The following is a 19,323-nucleotide window of genomic DNA, read 5'->3' as shown; positions in this document are numbered from 1 at the left end:
AGTTCTCAATAGAACTCATTGTTAAAGTCCATCTCTCTCAGCAATACATTGCAACAATACCCTGTTGTTCAGTAAGCTATGTTCAACGCTACCTGTAATGCACGCTTCTGTGCGATTCGTCCCAACTTCTATAAAGCTGATTCTATCAAGCTGAGTGAATATATTAGACATGGTTTCTGATTTATTAAATTCTAATATGCACCTTGCATTTTCTGACAACAATCAAGTTCGTGTAGTAACGACTTTTTCTGAACTTGTAAATACGACATTTCAAGGCGAGATAAATGCCATTTGTTGGAACAGAGATTTGCTGGGTGATTTTAAAGAAATTGTGTCTAAACTTGAGTTAAAAGAAAATATTACCGAAGTTTCCACTGAAGATCTTTTAGCGCTACAACTTTCAGAAAAAGGCATTCTGGCAAGGGATATCATCTTAAGCGATATACAACTATTAACTGATTTCGGTGCTTCGCCTTCACTGAATTTACTTAAACATTATGAACGGGATCAAGATCTGGATTTCATTTCTACAGATGTATATTCGTATCATGTTGATCGTTCGCCCATTGAAACAGATACTTTTTTATGTACCTATCATGGCGCTGCCAGTGACATCATCTCCAATGATCAAGTGGAACAAAAGATTTTGATCCCAGAAATCAGGGAAAAGCTTAAAGCATTACATGACGGTCCTGAAGCAGAATTTGAAACCTTTCTGCAAGAGTATTTTTTTGATCTGCATTACCAGCCGAAACCCAACTCAGAACCTGTAAATTTAGGCTCAGGACATCTTTGGCGCTTAGCGGTAGATCATCCAACACAACAGGTTTTACCTTGCGTTCATCGAGCGCCCGTTGAAAAGGATGGCGAGTATAGGTTGTTATTAATTTGTTAGATCATGCCCCAATATACCTAATAAATAGAGAAAAACTGCCTCTTGAGATGACAAGTCTAAAAAGAATGATCAAAGCATGCGCTTGTAAATAATACTGTGTAATTCCATTTTAAAATAATCAACGACTCGCACATTAAGCAAGAGTCTAAAGTAGTTTATTAACGCTTTCCCATTTTGGAAAGAATCGGGTTAAAAGCACGAATGAATTAATAGATTATATTTTTACTCGATTCTTAGTTTCACTTGGATTCTCTCCAAACTCTTCACGATATTCATGCGAAAAACGACCCAAGTGATTAAATCCCCAATCAAATGCTAATTTTGAAATGGAAATATTTTTATCCCTAGAGGTACTTAAGGTCTTATAAACTTGTTGTAAACGATATCTACGTAAAAAAGTCAAAGGACTTGTTCCATAATACTGTTGAAATTCAGCATATAATTTAGACTTTGATACGCCAGCTAATCTTAGCAAATCTTCTGCACGAATCTCTTCATGGGCATACTTCTGAATATAGTCGCATACCTTACGTAAGTATTCTGGCGCTTGTTGATCAGATAAGGATCTTAACAAGCTTGAATAATTATTTTCTTGCGAGAGTAATAAAGCTTTAATCAGAAAATTTTCATAATCCTCTGACCAAAGTTGTAAGCCCTGCATACTTTTGTATTGAGATCGAAGCAACAAAAAATGATCAATATTTTGCCACCACATCCCGATACCCTGATCAATTTTCAAACTCATTTCAGGATTGAAAACCACGGGCTCTTCAACAGACTGACGTAGTAATTCGCCTAACACCTTCTGCATACTTTTTTCAGGAATAACCACTTGATATTTTTTACAATCTTTATCAATCGCTAAATCCTGTAAATCTGCATTAGATAAAATTAGGCCTTTATCCGCACTGGAAATGTAATTGGTGCCATTGATTGCTAAAGTCTGCTTACCTTGAATCGGCAAGCTAATACTATATGCCCTTAAATTAGACGTGTTAATGAGTACATTTGCACCATAGCTGATCTTACCGATCGCCATACGCTTGTGGGGTAATCGAATCCCTTCATAATGAAAATCCAAGACATTTCGACCGCATGTATCTAAGTGATGCTCCCCACATATTGAGGACATTAAACTGTGTGCAAATTCTGCCTGACGGGAATAGTGATTTAGATCCATCTCTTGGCTTAGTGATAACATATTCTTTTCACCTAGCTAACGCTCAATACTTGTTAAGGGGCAAATTACGTGCCAATTCCTTTACTTAAAATATTAAGCTCTGTTCATCCATAAACAATTTATAAAATCAATTAGGCTTCATTAAGGAAGCCTAATTAAATTTTCCATATAAAAGCGCATTAAAAAAATTATGTTTCCTAAATTAAAGAAATTACTCTTATTTTTAAAAACTAGCAAACCATCTTGAAACATCTTTTAAGAAATAATCTGGTGGGTAATGTCCTTTTAAACTCCCACCTCCAGAATACTGACCAAGTTGATAAAGAGTCAACCTTACAGGTGCGACCTGACATTGGGTGTATTCAATTGTTTCGTTTGATAGTTTTTTAGTCAAAGAGGTTTTACATTTATGATTATCTAACCAAAATGTATTCTGCTCTTTTCCAAACAATCCATTTGGACTCTTACTGCCAAAAAAATCATCTGCCAAACCAAATACAGTCCAAACTGCAGGATTACCTTTGCATTTAACAGCATTATTATTATCATCATAAAACCAATATGGATTATTGGCTGCAACTGGTGCAATTGCTTTAAACTGATCTCCTAGCAAACATCCAACTACAGCAGCCATATCGCCTCCCCAAGAATGCCCAGTAACAAATATTCTTGTTGAATCAATTGAATAATTACGCTTAACTAAAGAAAGTAATTCCTCAGTAAATTTGATATCATGATTTCCAGAAAAATCCCCACCGTTTGGCCCTAAGGCCCAACCTTTATCAACTCCCCAGCGCCATTTTTGATCAGGATAAATAAAAATAGTATCAGACATATTTTTTTCTAATCCATGAGCCGAAGAACTCCATCCCTGCCCAAACCAATCCTTCATTTCTTTACCTGTAGTATCTGTTCCCGCAAAAACCAATACCAACTTATATTTTTTCAATGGGGTATAATTTTTAGGTAAAGTAACGAAATAACTTCTATTTCCTCCAGCAGCTTCAGAAAAGTTATTATTCAGTTGCCCACTTGGTGGCATAGCCGCAAAAACCATATTAGTAAATAAGAAAAATAATATATTAATCTTAAATAAAATTTTTAAAATACGTTTTATTCCCATATCATCCACCTAATTTTAAACATCATATAATTTAAGAGTTATATCTAGATTAAAATTAATATATTTAAAATATATTAATAATATAGCAACATGAAACAACCCAATCTTGAAAATCAGTTAAATATAAGATTGCACAACAAGCTTCTTAAAGCTAAAAATATTACAATCCTTTTTAAACGATCATAAATTCAATAACGTTCCTGTTAATATGTCTTCCTAAAAAGAAAAATCTGGTACCACGACTAACTCGAAGATAACTAAGCATTCTTTTTCTTTTTAAAATAAGGAGCAAGTAAAGAATCCCAAGCATCAACTATTTGTTGATATTCATGTTCACAGTCTTCAGCACGTTCCTTATGAAGCAACTCATCATCTATAAGACTCTGGAAGCTCTTCGGATCAGAACCATAAACGTAACAAAGAAAATTTACAGCACGTTGTGCATCTAAAGAATGTGAATCATAAAAAAGTAAATCATCCAATGAAGTCGCTCTTCTTGCAGCAAGACCATAGGTATCTGAAACTGTAAGAAGGTACTCTTTATCTTGATCGTCATAAGTTAAAATATATGCTGCCAACTGATCTGCTACATCTTCTTCTCTACCCGTAATTTTTAAATCGAGCTCTGCAATAAGGGCGTGCCCAGTTTCATGGAATAAAGTTCCCACAGCACTTTGATATAACTCGTTTTCTAATATGACACCCGAATCGCCAGCTTCAGTGAACATTTTCCTTTCTTCTGCACCCAATTCGTAACATAGTTCAATTGTTTTCTTATCACTTTCATAAAATGCATTCGCTTCATTACACTCTTTTGCAATAACTTTGATATCAGAGGGAATATTAACAAAATCATTCATTTCTTCAGTATAGCCTTCTAATAACTTCCGACTACGCCAAAGACCTTCCTCAATTCTATTGTCTGCATTTAGAGCAGGTTCATAAATTGGGATAAATTTTCCTTGTAAAGTAGGTCCCTTACTTGATGCCTGTTGTTGAGTATTTGTAGATTTACTGTCTGAACTATCATTACAAGCCGTCAGGCCTAACAGCGTTATGAATGTAACAGAAAATAATCTTAAAATTTTGGAGTATTTTAAAACATCATCTTTCATATATAGATTTCCTTTTTAATTAAAAGTATTTGAATATTAATCAAAGATAAAATTCAAATAAAAAATAGATTATTAAATTCTCACATTTAAAAAAATCATTTCAATAAAAATAATAAATACCCCTCTTGATCATCAAAAAATTTCATCGATATCTTTTCTTTCAATTTAAAAACTAAAAATTCAAAATCCAATACAGATTTTATTTTAGTTAAAAATTCCTCTATGCAATTATTTCAAATATTTTAGCAATGCTTATACTGGTACCAATTAATTGCATTTTTGATTAATAAGTCAGTTGCATCTATGAATAAATCCGGATGTATTTTAATCCAATCTTCTAAAATTAGAGGAATTTCTGTACATGCAAGAAGGAACTTTTTATCATCTTTTAATGTATAATTTTTAATAATGCTGTTCATTATTTCTTTAGCTTTTGCATATTCTCCAGCTTTATACTTATAAATGCTTTCCATTATTAGATTCTGAAAAAAAGAAGAAGGAATAGTGAAGTTAATTTTATTATTAACAAATTCCTTTTGATAAAGTTGAGTACTAATTGTAGCCGTAGTCGCTAAAATACAGACTTCCTGAATATTACTATTTTTAATATATTGAATAGCTGATTCAACAATACTAATCATTTTTGTATGAGTAGATTCTTGCAACCGATCAAACCAAAAGTGGGCAGTATTACATGGAATGATTATACATCCGACATTGGCATTTTCTAAAATTCGTAAATATTCAACCATCTTTTCTAATGGTTTATCATTTTTATTCAAAATGGATTTTGTTCTATCAGGTATGTCTGGAATACATACAGTTATGACCGGAATATGGTCTTGATCACAGCTTGCTCTAGTATTTTTAATAATTTTATTCATGGCATCAACTGTCGCCTGTGGCCCCATTCCACCTAAAATTCCAATTGGTTTATTCATATCCATTTCCGAGCAATTACTATATGAACTTAGCATTGCAAGAAAAAAATCTATCAGTTTGCAAAAAATAGATGTAAAATCCAAAAAATGCATAAGCATTCTATTTGTATTTTTTAAATTTTTATATTAACTTATTGATTTAATTAAATTAATTAAATATAGGCATTATATAATGATGCATAATTTGCATAGCTATATTAAAAAATGCATAAGTTTTGCATCATTTTAATGCACTCTTTGGGGAATGATATTGATATTTAAAATACCTTTTAGTTTAATTATTATGATTAACTAAAAAATAGGCTAAACAATAATGATATTTTTGTATAAACATATTAAATGATTATAAATCTATATGATTTTATTTTTATTTTAATAATTTTGGCTGTATGAATATCTTCACTTTTTTGAGTTATTGGTGTGTACAATAGACTGATATAAACATTATTATTAGATCAGAGCTACAAACTTAAAAGTACAATTATTTAAAAAACTAAAGTGCTACGGATTTATTTCCATCTATGTAATTTCCCAATCTATAGCTTTAACAAAACTCCATAATCCTTCTGATGCGGCATTCAATCTAGAACTACTTCTATATAAATATATATCAACAGATAACACAGAGTTTTTTAGAGGAATAACCATGAGTTCATTATTTTTAAGTTCATCTTGGATACTGTAATCTGGCAACCAGCCCACACCATATCCCCCTTTAATCATATCTTTAAGTAAGATACTCATTGATGATACAAACGTAGTACTAAAAGAATGAGATTGATGTTCTTGAAGAAATTTATTTACTTTCTTTCCCATATAACTATCATCGGTATAATTCATTAAAGGAAGCGAACCATCTTCAAGGGAAAACTTAGGACACCCTAAATGATTTGGGGCCGTAACTAAATATAATTTTGCTGAGAAAAGTTTATGGCATAAAAATTGAGTGTTCATAAGCTCATCATCATAAAAAGAAGCGATAAAATCACATTTCCCATTTCTTAGATGATCAACTGTCTCATTTACATTGATTGACTCAACATAAAAGATTTTTTCTTGATAATTTTTTAAATTCCCCAAAATTTTAGGAAAAATATATCCTGCTAATGAATGTGCTGAAGCTATAGTTACTCTACTTCTTATATCATTAGTACCTTTAATTTTATCGATGTTGTATTCAAAATCATCTAATAAACTTCTTACATGTAAAAGAAATAGCTTGCCCTTTTCTGTCAATTTTAGAGGAGATGTATCCCTGTCAAAAACTTCAAATCCCAAAGAGTTCTCTAAAGTCTGAATACGTCTACTTAAAGAGGATTGCGAAATATTTCTTATATCTGCGGCAACTGTAAAGTTTCGATACTTTTCTAAAACAATAAGATCATACAACCACCTTAACTCTATGTTTTGTATCATAAAAACTTAATACCCATTTATAACTAAATTTATACTTTAGCAATGAAAAGTCCACAAAAATATGACATAACTCATTTATTTTGAGCTACTGCCAAGACTGGTTCTACAAAGTTATCATCTCATGATTTAATCAAACATGAATATAGAAAACTCTTCACTTAAGATTGTCACTAAATGGCTTAAATATCTATAATTTCCTATATTTAATTTTCCAATAGTTAATATTATTTCTGCTAATCTTTCTTTATCAAAATTATCAGATTTTATTAGATCGTAAAGAAAATTAACAAGCTCAGCAAAAATGCTTATTTTTTGACTAGAACCTAATTATTTATAGCTAAGATTCTAAAAAATATACTTTAAAAACCATTCATTTTAAATTAAGCAATATTTATAATAGCGTATACTCTAAAAATTGGTTAATAATTATCAAAAAAAATCCCTAGCAATAGAAAACTGATATTAAAATTATTTTTTCTATTTTTTAAAAATATTAATACATTAATTTTCCACATAATATATTATAATTTATAAAAGTCTGCATTAAGTATTAGTTATGACATTAGAAATTCGATGGATTGAAGACTTACTTGCTCTAGAGCAAGAAAAATCAATTTCTCAAGCAGCAGAGGTACGACATGTCACACAATCTGCATTTACACGGAGAATTCAGAACATTGAAAATGCATTTGGATTCCAAATTCTAAAAAGATATAGTAAAAATATTGATTTTACCGAAGCGGGACAAATTTTATTAGCTTCCTCAAAAAATATCCAAAACCAACTTAATGCAACAATCAACTATCTTGAAAAAAATATTAAAAATAATGAATTAAATATAAGGTTTGCTGTATCACACTCCTTAACAACCCAATTTTTCCCACGATTTATCAATGATTCATTAATAAATTTAGAAGATTTAAAATTAGAAATTATTGCATCCAACTTCAAACAAGGGCTGGGTTTACTCAAAGATGGCTCTTGTGATTTATTAATTTGCTATTGCGATCAAAAAACATTACAGCAACTTGATCTTTCTCTTTTTGTCTTTCATAAAATTGTGAAAATGGAAATACTCCCTGTTACTGCACTTGATAATGGTATTCCTAAATATTCAATTGATCAGCCTTTCCCCCTATTGGCATATAGTAAACAAGCATATTTAAGAAACTGCGTTGATGAGGTGATTGAAAAAAATCTAAATTATCGAACTCTATATGAAACAGATAATGCCAGTGATTTAAAAGAATTAGTTATACAAGGTTTGGGTATAGCATGGCTACCAAAATTATTAATTGAAAAAGAGATCTCCGAAAACAAATTAAAAATAATAGATAACAAAAACTATAATACATCTCAAGATGTCTACATTATCAGACACAAAATTATTATTTCAAATAGTATTAATCAGATATGGAGATCAATAACTGCACCAAAAAAATAAAAAATTAGCATATGGTATTTTAATTATGATCTTAAAAACCCGCATCAACATAGTGATCATTAAATTAAGTGATAAATACAACATCAAGCTTGCTATTTAAAATCACTGTTGATACTCTTTTTTAGTAGGTTATTTATATGCTACATAAAACAGATTAGCAATTATCTGCTAATCGATTTACTGGGGTAGCATTTGATTCAATCACTTCATTCTCTTGTTCAGCATGCTCATATTTATCGCCTTCTGTACGAGCAATTACAGCAGTTGCAATGCTATTGCCAATGACATTAGTTGCAGTACGTCCCATATCTAGAAATTGATCGATTGCTAAAATTAATAAAATACCAGCTTCAGGCAATTTGAACATGGCTAGAGTTGAAGCGATAACGACAATAGATGCACGAGAAACACCAGCAATTCCCTTACTGGTTATCATTAACGTAACTAGAATTAAAGCCTGCTGAGTCCAGCTCAAATCAATATTATAAGCTTGTGCAATAAACAAAACAGCAAATGCCATATACATCATAGACCCATCAAGATTAAATGAATAACCTAATGGAAGCACAAAGCTGGTAATTCGTTTAGGAATCCCAAATTTGTCTAAAGCCTCCATCGTTTTTGGGTATGCTGACTCACTACTGGCTGTAGCAAATGCCAATATGGTAGGCTCGCGAACCACTCGCATCAATCTAAATACATCTTTTTTCAAGAAGATGTAGCCGAATGAAATGAGGATCATCCAAAGAATAAGTAATCCGATATAGAATTCTCCAATAAAAATACTATAATCAAGAATTAACCTAGGTCCTTGAACTGTAATGGCAGAAGCAATTGCCGCAAAAACCGCAACAGGTGCAAAAGCCATAACATAATCTGTAATGCGGAACATGACTCGACAAAGCTCATCAATAATCCGGCCAATTACAGTAGCTTCATTTTCGTGCTGAACATAGGCTAATGCGGAACCAAAGAAAATTGAAAAAACTAGAATTTGCAAAATCTCATTATTCGCCATTGCTTCAGCAAAACTGCGTGGAAAAATATGAGTAATAAAAGTTTGTAGACTTAAACCTGATGCACTAACACCAACATCGATAGCTTGCTTCGGAATAGTCAGGTTCATTCCAGCACCAGGTTGGAAAAAATTTGCTAGACTCATACCGAGTAAAAGTGAAAGTAAAGATGCCCCAATAAACCAACTCATAGCTTTTAAGGTAATTGATCCTAAAGAAGATGACTTTCCCATTGATACCAAGCCAGAAACAATTGTTGCAAATACTAAAGGCGCAATAATCATTTTAATTAATCTTAAAAAGACATCAGTGACAATCTTGAAGTATGAAGAAATTTCAGTTGCTTGTATGGTATTTAAATTACTATGGCATACCCAACCCACCAATACTCCTGATATCATTGCAATCAAAATATATTTGAGTAATTTTTTTTGATTCATAAAACAAATTCCTTCTTTAATATTATTTACATCAAAATTTTGATCTTACATACAGACTTTGATGATTATCCATTTTGGTTACATAGCGATGGCTTTACTTTTTCGTTAAAAAAAATGGCTCAACAATCCGCTGTCGCAAGTGTTGCTTTTTTTTTTATAAAACGACAATGCAAAAATTAAATCTTGTATGCAAATAATGCATATTTTTAACCACGTCTTATCATTACCAAAACAGCTATTTTTTAATTCATCTATTTGTTAAAAATCGAATACAAATGATGTATTGGAGCAATCTCATTTCATTTTATTGTTTTAAATCATATCACTAGATAAAATTAAAAATCATAAGTTTGAATTACAAATTTTGTCTACCTTAGTACTTACTTTAATATTTGCTCTATTAGTTTTTGATTAAACGCTGCTACCTTGATGTGCTTTAAAAGAGCTTTTAATTTCTCTTGCAGTCATTTTCTAGTAACCCTATTATTTTTCTAACATAGGTTGTTATACAAATCTAGAATTGAGTTGCCATATTTATTTTATGGTTCTAAATTTCTAAAATATCCCCAATTTATTCTAAAAAAATATAAAATGAATTTTTCAAATTAAACCCAATCGACAATCATGATAAGTGCCAAATGCTATCTGTTAACAGTTTGACTTCCTCGATATCATGAGTCACATATAACATAGGAATTTTAATCTCATTCTTTATTTGTTGAAAGAATGGAATAATTTCAGCTTTATGCTCTGCATCTAAGGCTGATAAAGGTTCATCTAATAGCAAAATATTCGGCGAATATAAAATCGCACGACCCAATGCTACACGCTGTTTTTCACCACCAGAAAGGTGTATTGGCATCCGATCAAGTAGATGGCTCAGCTTTAATAATTCAACGATATAGTCCAACTCAAATTGACGTCGCTCAACATCAATTCGGTTATATCCAAACTTTAAATTTCCCATAACATTTTTATGTGGGAATAATTGGGCATCTTGAAAGACTAACCCCACACGGCGTTTTTGAGTGGGGATATTTATTTTTGTTTCATGATCAAACCAAGTATCTTGGTTCACTTTGATCCAGCCTTGTTGTGGCGTACGTAAGCCAGCTATCGCATTTAAAATGCTGGTTTTACCTGAACCAGAATGTCCAAATAATCCCACAACACTTTCATCAGACTTAAATTGCTGATTTAAATTAAATTTATTAAATTTCAGGGTTATTTTAAAATCGAAATGCATTACGTTAACTCTGTTTTTTCTTTTGATAGCGGTGAAACCACTGCGCAAACCATAATGCCAAAAATGCCACAGTCAATGAAATCATAATCAGACGTTGTAATGCATGATTCATATCAGGCTGTTGCATCAAACTATACATCGCAAGCGGCAGAGTTCTGGTTTCACCCTCAACATTCCCCACAAATGTAATTGTTGCGCCAAACTCTCCTAAACTACGACAGAAACATAAGATTGCACCAATTAAAATACCACTACTCGCTAAAGGTAAAGTCACATGCAGAAATGTTGAAAATGCAGATGCGCCCAAAGTTTTTGCAGCCATTTCTAGCTTTTGATCAACAAGTTCAATCGCCAGACGAATCGATTGGACCAATAATGGAAATCCCATCACTGCCGAAGCCAAGACTGCACCTTTCCAATTAAATGCAAAATCTAGGCCGAACTCCGTTAAATATTTCCCTAAGAAGCCTCGATTACCAAAAACTTGTAAAAGTAAAAAACCTGGCACAACTGGCGGTAACACCAAAGGTAAAAAAATCAATGTTTCAAATAATGATTTTCCGAAAAAATCTTTACGTGCCAAAATCCAGCCAACGATAATGGCTGGAATCAAGCTAAAAATCAGACAAAAACCAGCAACTTTACAAGAGAGTTTTAAGACTTCAATTTCTGCTGGTGACAGTACATCAAACATAGCCGATTTCTAATTAAGAACGCTAAAGCCATATTTTTTAAATATGGTTTTAGCTTCATTGCTTTGTAAATATTGATAAAACTTAACAGTTTCAGGGGTCGGTTTTACCATCCCCATTGGGTAAACAATCGGTGTATGCGTGTTTAACGGAAACTCAGCAATAACCTTAACATCTGGACTAATTGCAGCATCAGTTAAATAAACAATCCCCACATTACATTCCCCACGTGCCACAAAATTCAGTGCAACGCGAACATCTTCTGCTTGAACTAAACGCGGCTGAATTTTTTCCCACCACTGCAATGATGTTAAAGCTTGCTTCGCATACTTTCCAACAGGAACACTTTTGGTATCGCCTGTACAAAGCTTGCCTTTAAATGCGGTAGTTGGGTCAAATGATGGGGTCATTTTGAATGGTATGTTTTGATTTTTCGGGCTAATCAATACTAAACGATTACCAAGTAGATTTTTTCTATTTTTAGGATTAATCAATTTTTTATCTTGTAAATAATTCATCCACTGCTCATCGGCAGAGATAAATAAATTGGCTGGTGCTCCTGCTTCAATCTGTTTTGCCAGTGTCGATGAACCTGCATAAGATGTTTTAATTTTTATATTATTTTTCTTTTCATATTTTTGATCTAGTTCTGCTAGAACATTGGTTAAACTGGCTGCAGCGTAGACTGTGATTGTATCTTCTGCATAAGCATGGCCCATGGCAAGCAAACTTAAACTGAATAAAATTTTTTTCATCGACATCTTCCTTTGAATAACAAAAAATTGATCGCTAAGCATTACTGACTATAAAGAACGAAACCGTCACCCCGACAAAAGCTTGCCAATGTGAGACCTGAAGCTTGTGCCATCTCTATTGCCAGACTGGTAGGCGCAGAAATTGTTGCAAGTAATGCGATATTTAATACAACACACTTTCTAATCAGTTCATAACTTGCTCGACTGGTCATCACCACAGATCCTTTTGACAGATCAAAGTTCTCTGCTGAGATATGACCCAGTAATTTATCTAGCGCATTATGTCTTCCAACATCTTCAAAAATAGCATGGATGTTCCCCTCCACAACCCAAGCAGCAGCATGAGCTCCACCAGTCACAGCGGTAATCTTTTGCTGGTTTTTTAATTGTTTGATTACGTTAGGAATTTCTCTTAACCATTCTGATTGAATTGTAGAACTAATTTTTGGCAATGAAAATTGAAGTTGTTGAAGACTTTCTATACCACATAAACCACATCCTGTTCTACCAATCAGCATTCTGCGATGTTGTTTTAATGCCATAAAAGCTTTTGATGAAATTTTCATCTCAACCTGTATACCAAAATTGTTGTGAATAATATCAAGCGAGTAAAGCTCTTTTAAACTTGCAATTATTCCTTCAGAAAGGCTAAATCCTTTTGCGAATTCAGCGATATCAGTTGGTGTAGCCATCATCACAGCATGAGATATACCGTTATAAACCAATGCTATAGGATATTCTTGAACAACCTGATCAAACTGAACATCTGTTTTATCTTGATCAAATCGTGTAATTTGAACTGACGCATAACCTGAAAATAGTGGTTCCAACTTGAGCTTTCCTTACAATTCTGGATAGCAATCATAGGTTACTATCCAATTTCACGTATCCTGCAATAAACCAGTAAATAATTAAATCTCAACCTTTTTTTCTGCATTCTCAGGATCGACCTCAGTAAATAAATTGAAGTGCTCAGGTGCATCGCCAGCATGTAAAATAACAGGAACACTTTTTGAAGCTGGAATCTTGGCATATTGATCATGACTTGAAAGCGCAACCAGTGGATTGGTTTCAGGATAATAAGCGGCCAGACTTCCTGGTGGAATGTTATAGGGAACGATTCGGAAACTTTTCACGACTCTTTTTACCCCATCAGAGAATACACTTTCAATATCAACCCATTGATCAGCAACAAAACCTGCTTCATCAATATCTTGTTGATTTATAAATAATACACGGCGCTGGCCAAACACACCTCTATAGCGGTCATCAAGACCGTATAAGGTCGTATTGTACTGATCATGCGAACGTATCGTCATTAAAGTGTAGACTTTGCTCTTCGTATACTGGGCAGAAAATTGATTTTCTTGATCGTTATAGACTTGGGTTAATGGCGTAATCAGGAATTGTGCTTTACCCACGGGTGTATTCCAAACTTTAGCATTGGCAGGATGAATAAGATGGAAACCACCTGGTTGATAGGCTCGCCCATTGAAATCTTTGAACTCCTCAAAAACCTCTTCAATAGAATCACGTATACGATCATAGTCCTCAACATACCAACGCCATTTAATTTTAGAGTCAGGTAATGTCGCTTCAGCCATTCGTGCAACAATATCAGGTTCAGAAAGCAAGTTCTTTGATGCAGGTTCATTGCGCCCAGCGGACAAATGCACATTACTCATTGAATCTTCAACTGAGATCGCCTGATTCCCTTTCAGTTGCTTATCCAGTTCGGTACGACCTAGGCATGGAAGAACCAAGGCGTCTTTACCACACACGAGATGGCTACGATTGAGTTTTGTTGCAATATTTACCACCAGTGAGCAGCGTTTAAGCGCTTCTTGAGTATATGGGGTGTCAGGTGTCGCAACTGCAAAATTCCCGCCTAAAGCAATAAAGACTTTAACATCGCCCTCATACATCGCTTTAATCGTTTCCACCACGCCATAGCCATGTTTACGTGGCGATTTAATGTTGAAAACACGATCAATATCATCCAGCATTTTTTCACTTGGTAATTCATTGATCCCCATGGTCCGATCACCCTGCACATTACTGTGCCCACGAACTGGACATAGGCCTGCTCCCGGACGACCAATCTGTCCTTTTGCCAAAAGTAAATTAGCCAACATATGAACATTCGCAGTGCCGTGTCTATGTTGTGTTATGCCCATCCCCCAACAAAAAATCGAACGCTCAGACTCGCAAAACATTTTAGCAATTGATTCTAAGTTTTCCGAAGAGAGACCTGAATACTGATAAATATCACGCCATTCTGTTCGGTCAACTTCTTTTAACATTTCATCAAAGCCAACAGTATTCTCAGCAATATACTGCCGATCAAATACCCCCGTTTTACCTGCAAGTATTGCCTGTTTATCCCATTCATGAAGATGCTTCATCATACCTAACAGAAGCGCATAATCTCCGCTAATTTTCGGCTGAAAATAAAAGCGACTAATGGGCGTACTGCCATTCGTCATCATCTCAATTGCTGCTTGAGGATCCTGAAAACGCTCTAATCCACGTTCTTTGATTGGATTAATCGCAATAATATTTCCACCTCTACGCGATACTTCACGTAAAGTTCCTAACATTCGAGGGTGGTTGGTACCAGGATTATGCCCAAAGCTAAATACAGTATCCGCTTGATCAAAATCATCTAAAGTAACGGTACCCTTGCCAAGCCCAATTGAATCCTTCAAACCAATACTGGTGGTTTCATGACACATATTTGAACAATCAGGGAAGTTATTTGTTCCATAACTTCTGACAAATAACTGGTACAAGAAAGCCGCTTCATTACTTGCCCGACCAGATGTATAAAATGCTGCCTGATCTGGATGATCCAAAGCTTGAAGATGTTGAGCGATAAGCTTAAATGCATCATCCCAAGAAATTGGGACATACTTATCTGTAGCCGCGTCATAACGTATTGGATCTGTGAGTCGCCCCAAATCTTCGAGGTAAAAATCATTTTGCTCAGCTAACCAACTCACTGTGTGATGCGCAAAAAATTCGGGAGTAACTCGTTTACTGGTTGCTTCGAATGCAACAGCTTTTGCACCATTTTCACAAAAGTTAAATGCGTGCGTATCTTTTTTTTCAGGCCATGCACAACCAGGACAGTCAAAACCTGTCGGCTGGTTAATATTCATTAATGTAATTGAGCCTTTGGCAAAGACTTCTTGCCTTTTTAAATTTCTAGCAACACTCAACAAAGCGCCCCAACCACCAGCTGGGTGCGTATAGGGTTCGATACGCGCGAAATTGGTATTCTCCTGAATATGGCGTTCTTGACCTTCTGTTTCAGGTTTATTTTTTTCTAAATCGTTCATTTGAGTGCCCTCTTTAATGGCTTATCTGATTAAAAAATCAGCTCAAGAAAAAATTCATTTACTTTACATGGTAACTTTTCATAATAATCATTCATCATTCTTATAACTTAAGCTGCTTAATTTACAACGACTTAATGAGAATGTGAATTCAAATGAAGATGTTTATGCGAAACATCTTCATCTTTCCGGATACAACAGCCAGCAACATATTCACTGGAACCATCTGAGTAAAACTCTTCTTTCCATACTGGAACTTCATGTTTTACACGTTCTACAGCCTCTTCACACGCCATAAAAGCTTCTCTTCGATGCGGCGCATAAGCCACTGCGATGATTGCTTTGCCTCCGATATCTAGAGCGCCAATTCTATGAATAACCTGAATATATGATACTGCATATTTGTTTTGTATTTCTTGCTCAATTACACGAATCATTTTTTCAGCAATGGGCTTATAAGCAGTATATTTTAATGCCTTAACACTGCGACCTTCATGGTGATTTCGAACCGTTCCAATAAAAATTCCAATACCACCACATTCAGGAAAATGATCAATGGTTTTAAAATCATCTAAACTCAGATCCGTTTCCTTAATCCGAGATCCATTTGTCATGTTAGCCTCCTGCTACAGGGGATAATAAAACCAATGTACAATGGTTTGTTAATCGATGTCGACGGGGAATAATTTCTTCACCAATCGCACATGCACACTTCTCTAAAAGACTAGCGCAATCAGCATATTGATCAGAAATTTGCTGCAAAATTTCTGAGACCATACTATTTTCAACACAAGAAAAATTTAAATCTTTAGGTAACAGTCTTTCAATTGCACCATAAGTTTCAATCTTAATTTGAATCTCTGCCATTTAACACCTTTACTTAAGCATAGCGCCACAATGAGTATTTAGGGTGAACTAAATTGAATTTGAACCACTGAATATGTGTAATTCTTCACGGTATAGTCTTAACTCCTGTTCTGAATTAATGCTATGAAAACTTATAGGGTTTTCATATTTAACGACCTTTGGATTCAAATCATCAAAGCATTTTCGAATACTTAATTGTTCATTAGCCAAATGCTTTTCGAGCGTAGCTAAGCTGTCTCTTTTTAACAAACAAAATGGGTAAAGGTTTTGTTCGTTTATAGAGATAAATACAGCTTGAGAATTTTCTGCATCCAATAAAGTTTGATGCATTTTTGATAAGACATCTTTAGGGATAAAAGTAATATCGCAAGGAATAAACAGAATATAATCTGTAGTTACATGTGCCCATGCGCTTTTCATTCCCATTAATGGCCCTAAAAATCCCGCCTGATCATCTGAAAAACAGGCTATTTCAGCGATGATCTCCTGATAAACAATACAGTCCTGATGACTATTTACCCAAATTTTCGCAACCTCATCACAAAATTGACGATAGATTTTAAGCAATTGCATTTCATGATCAAACTGCTGCAAAAGCTTGTTTTTACCTTGCATCCGTCTAGCTTGACCACCAGCTAAAATGACTAAGTCAGTATTTGGATATTGAGACATTTTTATTGTTACCCAAGCGTATTAGACTCAAAATACTAAAGACGAATGAACTCAATGAATTTGGGGCAATTTTCAGCATTGTTAAACACTGGAATTCGACCAATGACATTCGCTTCACTTAAATTACTTAGCATATGCGATTGCTGTTTTTTGAGTTTTGAAACACTAAGTTGCCCTTGCTCATCAACATTCAGTTTCATACGCAACAGTTGTTCTCGACTATCACCCTTTACAGCTTCGCTTAAGCTTGCCTTCTCCCATTCTGGTTTTGCTTCTTTTAAACCTTGCATTGCTTTAAGCAAAGTGAACACATGGATTTCTAAACAAACAAATACTGCTGCTGGATTCCCCGGCAACCCTAATAAATAGGAAGACTGGTTTGGTTTTTTATATTCAGCAAAATAAATCGGTTTGCCTGGTTTCTGAGCAACTTGCCAAAAAATTTCATTTGCCCCTAATGCAAGAGAAACAGGACGAATCAAATCATAATCTCCAACTGAAACCCCACCAGTCGTGATAACTAAATCGTAATGATCTAAGGCATTTGCTAAAGCCTTTTTCAAGACAGTTTCGTCATCTATCACATGTTCTAAATGGATCGAGTAAAAACCTCTTTCCTTCAACCATGTCAAAACCATTGGCGAATTCGCATCAAAAACCTGAGCGCTATTATCAAGGCTTTTGCTGACTTCATCCCCTGTAATCAATACAGCAATACGAGGATGGTTAAAAACACTGACCTCTTTTACCCCTGCCATACTTAGTGATGCAACTAAGCCACTTTTTAGATATTGGCCCTGCTTTGCCAATATTGTCCCAATAGATAATTCTTCGCCTTGATAACGAATATCTGTCCCTTTGTTAAGCGCTTGATTTAAGCTGATTCGGCTATCTAGTTTAGATACTATTTCTTGTCTGGCAACTGTATCAGCCGAATCTGGCAATTTACCGCCTGTAAAAATTCGAACACATTGTCCAGACTCAATCTGAACATATTCTTCAATACCTGCGCGTATTTCTCCAACCAATTCAAACACGGTAATACCGGCAAGAATATCTTCGCTTTTTAAGGCATAGCCATCTACTGCACTCTGAGTAAATAGAGGTAATGCAATCTCAGACAGGACATCTTGTGCCAGATAATGTTGATGTGCTTCTACCAGTGGCAGAGTCTGAACCGCTCGTGATTCAACCGTAGAATAAGCTGCCAATGCTTGATCTAAACCTATTAATCCTTGACCAGAACAACTCATTCATAACCTCCTGGGTGTGGTAAGTCTCGACATACATCAAAGATATGCACCAAGGCAGGTAAAATCGCTGCCATAGATTCAGAAGCACCACCACGGCTTCCTGGTAACGTAATAACTAATGATCGGTCAATAAAACCAGCTACACCACGAGACATTGCAGCATAAGGTGTCCGTCTTTGCCCAAAAGCACGTGCCGCTTCCATCAGACCATTCAGCTCTCTTTCCAATAATGGTTCTATCGTATCAACAGTAATATCGCGCTTACCTATGCCTGTCCCACCCACCGTAATGATGCATCCATAAGATTGCACCAATTCTGCAATCAATTGTTTTAGTTGCAAAGGCTCATCAGCGATGATTTGATAGTGAATTGGATCAAATCCAGCCTCAGTTAAGGTTTCAACCACAAAACGTCCCGCAGTATCAGGTTTTTTGCCAGAAGCGACACTATCTGATAAAACAATGACTGCAGCTGATACAGCTTGTCGAAGATGACGTTTATAGTGCGATTTCCCGCCCTTTTTCAATTCAAGTTTGCAATGACCAATCATCAGTTCATCTGGTTCACAATGCGGTTTCAACATGTCATAAATCGTGAGCGCAGCCAGACTTGCGGCAGTTAAAGCCTCCATTTCAACACCAGTTGGCGCAATCGTTTCTACGGTTGCCGTAATCTTGACGCGATCTGCTAGTATTTCAAAATCGACATCAGCTCGATAAATAGGTAAAGGATGACAAAGCGGAATAAGCTCATCAGTACGTTTGGCTGCAAGAATCCCTGCGATTCGTGCTGTTTTTAGTGCATCGCCTTTTTCAGTATTACCCTCTGCTAATAATTGTAAACAATGCGGAGGCGCGAATAACTCTGAACTTGCAGTAGCAATACGATAACTCTCAGGCTTCATGCCTACATTTTTCATAAAAAATCCT

Annotated in this window: 18 protein-coding genes; 2 read left to right on the top strand and 16 right to left on the bottom strand. The window is 34.8% G+C overall.

The features are described 5' to 3' along the window. The first annotated feature begins 196 nt into the window (after positions 1 to 196). Positions 197 to 895: a DUF1826 domain-containing protein gene (locus tag FY049_RS08385; RefSeq protein ID WP_056515439.1), complete on the top strand. Its 699-nt coding sequence runs from the start codon at positions 197 to 199 to the stop codon at positions 893 to 895. Positions 896 to 1,109: 214 nt separating this feature from the next. Here the strand turns inward: FY049_RS08385 and FY049_RS08380 are convergent, their stop codons facing one another. The 5 genes from FY049_RS08380 to FY049_RS08360 all read right to left on the bottom strand — a co-directional run bounded on the left by FY049_RS08380 (position 1,110) and on the right by FY049_RS08360 (position 6,670). Continuing rightward, on the bottom strand, positions 1,110 to 2,096 hold the full coding sequence (locus FY049_RS08380) for an AraC family transcriptional regulator (protein WP_224965210.1): 987 nt from the start codon (positions 2,094 to 2,096) through the stop codon (positions 1,110 to 1,112). A gap of 202 nt (positions 2,097 to 2,298) precedes the next feature. After that, positions 2,299 to 3,198, bottom strand: a complete 900-nt coding sequence (locus tag FY049_RS08375; protein WP_224965209.1) for an alpha/beta hydrolase family esterase — start codon at positions 3,196 to 3,198, stop codon at positions 2,299 to 2,301. Between the two features lie 257 nt (positions 3,199 to 3,455). Next, complete coding sequence (locus FY049_RS08370) at positions 3,456 to 4,313, bottom strand: DUF4344 domain-containing metallopeptidase (protein WP_446083511.1); 858 nt, start codon at positions 4,311 to 4,313, stop codon at positions 3,456 to 3,458. A gap of 242 nt (positions 4,314 to 4,555) precedes the next feature. Continuing rightward, a complete protein-coding gene (locus FY049_RS08365) occupies positions 4,556 to 5,254 on the bottom strand; it encodes an aspartate/glutamate racemase family protein (RefSeq protein ID WP_224965208.1) in 699 nt (232 codons plus the stop codon). A 519-nt stretch (positions 5,255 to 5,773) separates the two neighbouring features. Further along, positions 5,774 to 6,670 (bottom strand): LysR substrate-binding domain-containing protein, encoded by an 897-nt coding sequence (locus tag FY049_RS08360; protein WP_166783546.1) that lies wholly within the window; start codon positions 6,668 to 6,670, stop codon positions 5,774 to 5,776. Between the two features lie 556 nt (positions 6,671 to 7,226). Here FY049_RS08360 and FY049_RS08355 point away from each other — a divergent pair. Beyond that, positions 7,227 to 8,114 (top strand): LysR substrate-binding domain-containing protein, encoded by an 888-nt coding sequence (locus FY049_RS08355; protein WP_056515367.1) that lies wholly within the window; start codon positions 7,227 to 7,229, stop codon positions 8,112 to 8,114. A 154-nt stretch (positions 8,115 to 8,268) separates the two neighbouring features. On the opposite strand, the gene FY049_RS08350 is transcribed toward FY049_RS08355, so the two are convergent. From FY049_RS08350 to moaCB, 11 genes are all read right to left on the bottom strand, one after another. After that, positions 8,269 to 9,570, bottom strand: coding sequence for a dicarboxylate/amino acid:cation symporter (locus FY049_RS08350; protein ID WP_224965207.1), 1,302 nt, complete (start codon positions 9,568 to 9,570; stop codon positions 8,269 to 8,271). Positions 9,571 to 10,192: 622 nt separating this feature from the next. Further along, positions 10,193 to 10,816, bottom strand: a complete 624-nt coding sequence (locus FY049_RS08345; RefSeq protein ID WP_224965206.1) for a molybdenum ABC transporter ATP-binding protein — start codon at positions 10,814 to 10,816, stop codon at positions 10,193 to 10,195. A 4-nt stretch (positions 10,817 to 10,820) separates the two neighbouring features. Next, positions 10,821 to 11,510, bottom strand: coding sequence for a molybdate ABC transporter permease subunit (gene modB / locus FY049_RS08340; protein ID WP_004721653.1), 690 nt, complete (start codon positions 11,508 to 11,510; stop codon positions 10,821 to 10,823). Positions 11,511 to 11,519: 9 nt separating this feature from the next. Then, positions 11,520 to 12,263, bottom strand: coding sequence for a molybdate ABC transporter substrate-binding protein (modA, locus tag FY049_RS08335; protein WP_166783542.1), 744 nt, complete (start codon positions 12,261 to 12,263; stop codon positions 11,520 to 11,522). A 41-nt stretch (positions 12,264 to 12,304) separates the two neighbouring features. Next, positions 12,305 to 13,093 carry a formate dehydrogenase accessory sulfurtransferase FdhD gene (fdhD, locus tag FY049_RS08330; RefSeq protein ID WP_446083510.1) on the bottom strand — a complete coding sequence of 263 codons (789 nt, stop codon included), beginning with the start codon at positions 13,091 to 13,093 and terminating at the stop codon, positions 12,305 to 12,307. An 81-nt stretch (positions 13,094 to 13,174) separates the two neighbouring features. Next, complete coding sequence (locus tag FY049_RS08325; RefSeq protein ID WP_446083509.1) at positions 13,175 to 15,604, bottom strand: FdhF/YdeP family oxidoreductase; 2,430 nt, start codon at positions 15,602 to 15,604, stop codon at positions 13,175 to 13,177. Between the two features lie 131 nt (positions 15,605 to 15,735). After that, on the bottom strand, positions 15,736 to 16,215 hold the full coding sequence (locus FY049_RS08320) for a molybdenum cofactor biosynthesis protein MoaE (RefSeq protein ID WP_224965203.1): 480 nt from the start codon (positions 16,213 to 16,215) through the stop codon (positions 15,736 to 15,738). A gap of 1 nt (position 16,216) precedes the next feature. Further along, positions 16,217 to 16,468 carry a MoaD/ThiS family protein gene (locus FY049_RS08315; RefSeq protein ID WP_224965202.1) on the bottom strand — a complete coding sequence of 84 codons (252 nt, stop codon included), beginning with the start codon at positions 16,466 to 16,468 and terminating at the stop codon, positions 16,217 to 16,219. A 48-nt stretch (positions 16,469 to 16,516) separates the two neighbouring features. After that, the gene (locus tag FY049_RS08310; protein ID WP_262781867.1) at positions 16,517 to 17,140 is read right to left on the bottom strand and encodes an NTP transferase domain-containing protein; all 624 of its coding nucleotides are present in this window, start codon (positions 17,138 to 17,140) and stop codon (positions 16,517 to 16,519) included. A 35-nt stretch (positions 17,141 to 17,175) separates the two neighbouring features. Continuing rightward, the gene (locus FY049_RS08305) at positions 17,176 to 18,393 is read right to left on the bottom strand and encodes a molybdopterin molybdotransferase MoeA (protein WP_446083508.1); all 1,218 of its coding nucleotides are present in this window, start codon (positions 18,391 to 18,393) and stop codon (positions 17,176 to 17,178) included. Then, a complete protein-coding gene (gene moaCB / locus FY049_RS08300; RefSeq protein WP_446083507.1) occupies positions 18,390 to 19,313 on the bottom strand; it encodes a bifunctional molybdenum cofactor biosynthesis protein MoaC/MoaB in 924 nt (307 codons plus the stop codon). The genes FY049_RS08305 and moaCB overlap by 4 nt, the downstream gene beginning before the upstream one ends. Between the last annotated feature and the right edge of the window lie 10 nt (positions 19,314 to 19,323).

The organism is Acinetobacter sp. 1125_18A (assembly GCF_052824985.1).
The sequence above is the reverse complement of the archived record's forward strand: the minus strand, read 5'-3'. Positions and strand labels throughout refer to the sequence as shown.

Bases quoted from the DNA above. Each gene is read 5' to 3' on its own strand.
- FY049_RS08385 (WP_056515439.1), top strand. From the start codon at position 197: ATGCACCTTGCATTTTCTGACAACAATCAAGTTCGTGTAGTAACGACT.
- FY049_RS08380 (WP_224965210.1), bottom strand. From the start codon at position 2,096: ATGTTATCACTAAGCCAAGAGATGGATCTAAATCACTATTCCCGTCAG.
- FY049_RS08375 (WP_224965209.1), bottom strand. From the start codon at position 3,198: ATGGGAATAAAACGTATTTTAAAAATTTTATTTAAGATTAATATATTA.
- FY049_RS08370 (WP_446083511.1), bottom strand. From the start codon at position 4,313: ATGAAAGATGATGTTTTAAAATACTCCAAAATTTTAAGATTATTTTCT.
- FY049_RS08365 (WP_224965208.1), bottom strand. From the start codon at position 5,254: ATGAATAAACCAATTGGAATTTTAGGTGGAATGGGGCCACAGGCGACA.
- FY049_RS08360 (WP_166783546.1), bottom strand. From the start codon at position 6,670: ATGATACAAAACATAGAGTTAAGGTGGTTGTATGATCTTATTGTTTTA.
- FY049_RS08355 (WP_056515367.1), top strand. From the start codon at position 7,227: ATGACATTAGAAATTCGATGGATTGAAGACTTACTTGCTCTAGAGCAA.
- FY049_RS08350 (WP_224965207.1), bottom strand. From the start codon at position 9,570: ATGAATCAAAAAAAATTACTCAAATATATTTTGATTGCAATGATATCA.
- FY049_RS08345 (WP_224965206.1), bottom strand. From the start codon at position 10,816: ATGCATTTCGATTTTAAAATAACCCTGAAATTTAATAAATTTAATTTA.
- modB (WP_004721653.1), bottom strand. From the start codon at position 11,510: ATGTTTGATGTACTGTCACCAGCAGAAATTGAAGTCTTAAAACTCTCT.
- modA (WP_166783542.1), bottom strand. From the start codon at position 12,263: ATGAAAAAAATTTTATTCAGTTTAAGTTTGCTTGCCATGGGCCATGCT.
- FY049_RS08325 (WP_446083509.1), bottom strand. From the start codon at position 15,604: ATGAACGATTTAGAAAAAAATAAACCTGAAACAGAAGGTCAAGAACGC.
- FY049_RS08320 (WP_224965203.1), bottom strand. From the start codon at position 16,215: ATGACAAATGGATCTCGGATTAAGGAAACGGATCTGAGTTTAGATGAT.
- FY049_RS08315 (WP_224965202.1), bottom strand. From the start codon at position 16,468: ATGGCAGAGATTCAAATTAAGATTGAAACTTATGGTGCAATTGAAAGA.
- FY049_RS08310 (WP_262781867.1), bottom strand. From the start codon at position 17,140: ATGTCTCAATATCCAAATACTGACTTAGTCATTTTAGCTGGTGGTCAA.
- FY049_RS08305 (WP_446083508.1), bottom strand. From the start codon at position 18,393: ATGAGTTGTTCTGGTCAAGGATTAATAGGTTTAGATCAAGCATTGGCA.
- moaCB (WP_446083507.1), bottom strand. From the start codon at position 19,313: ATGAAAAATGTAGGCATGAAGCCTGAGAGTTATCGTATTGCTACTGCA.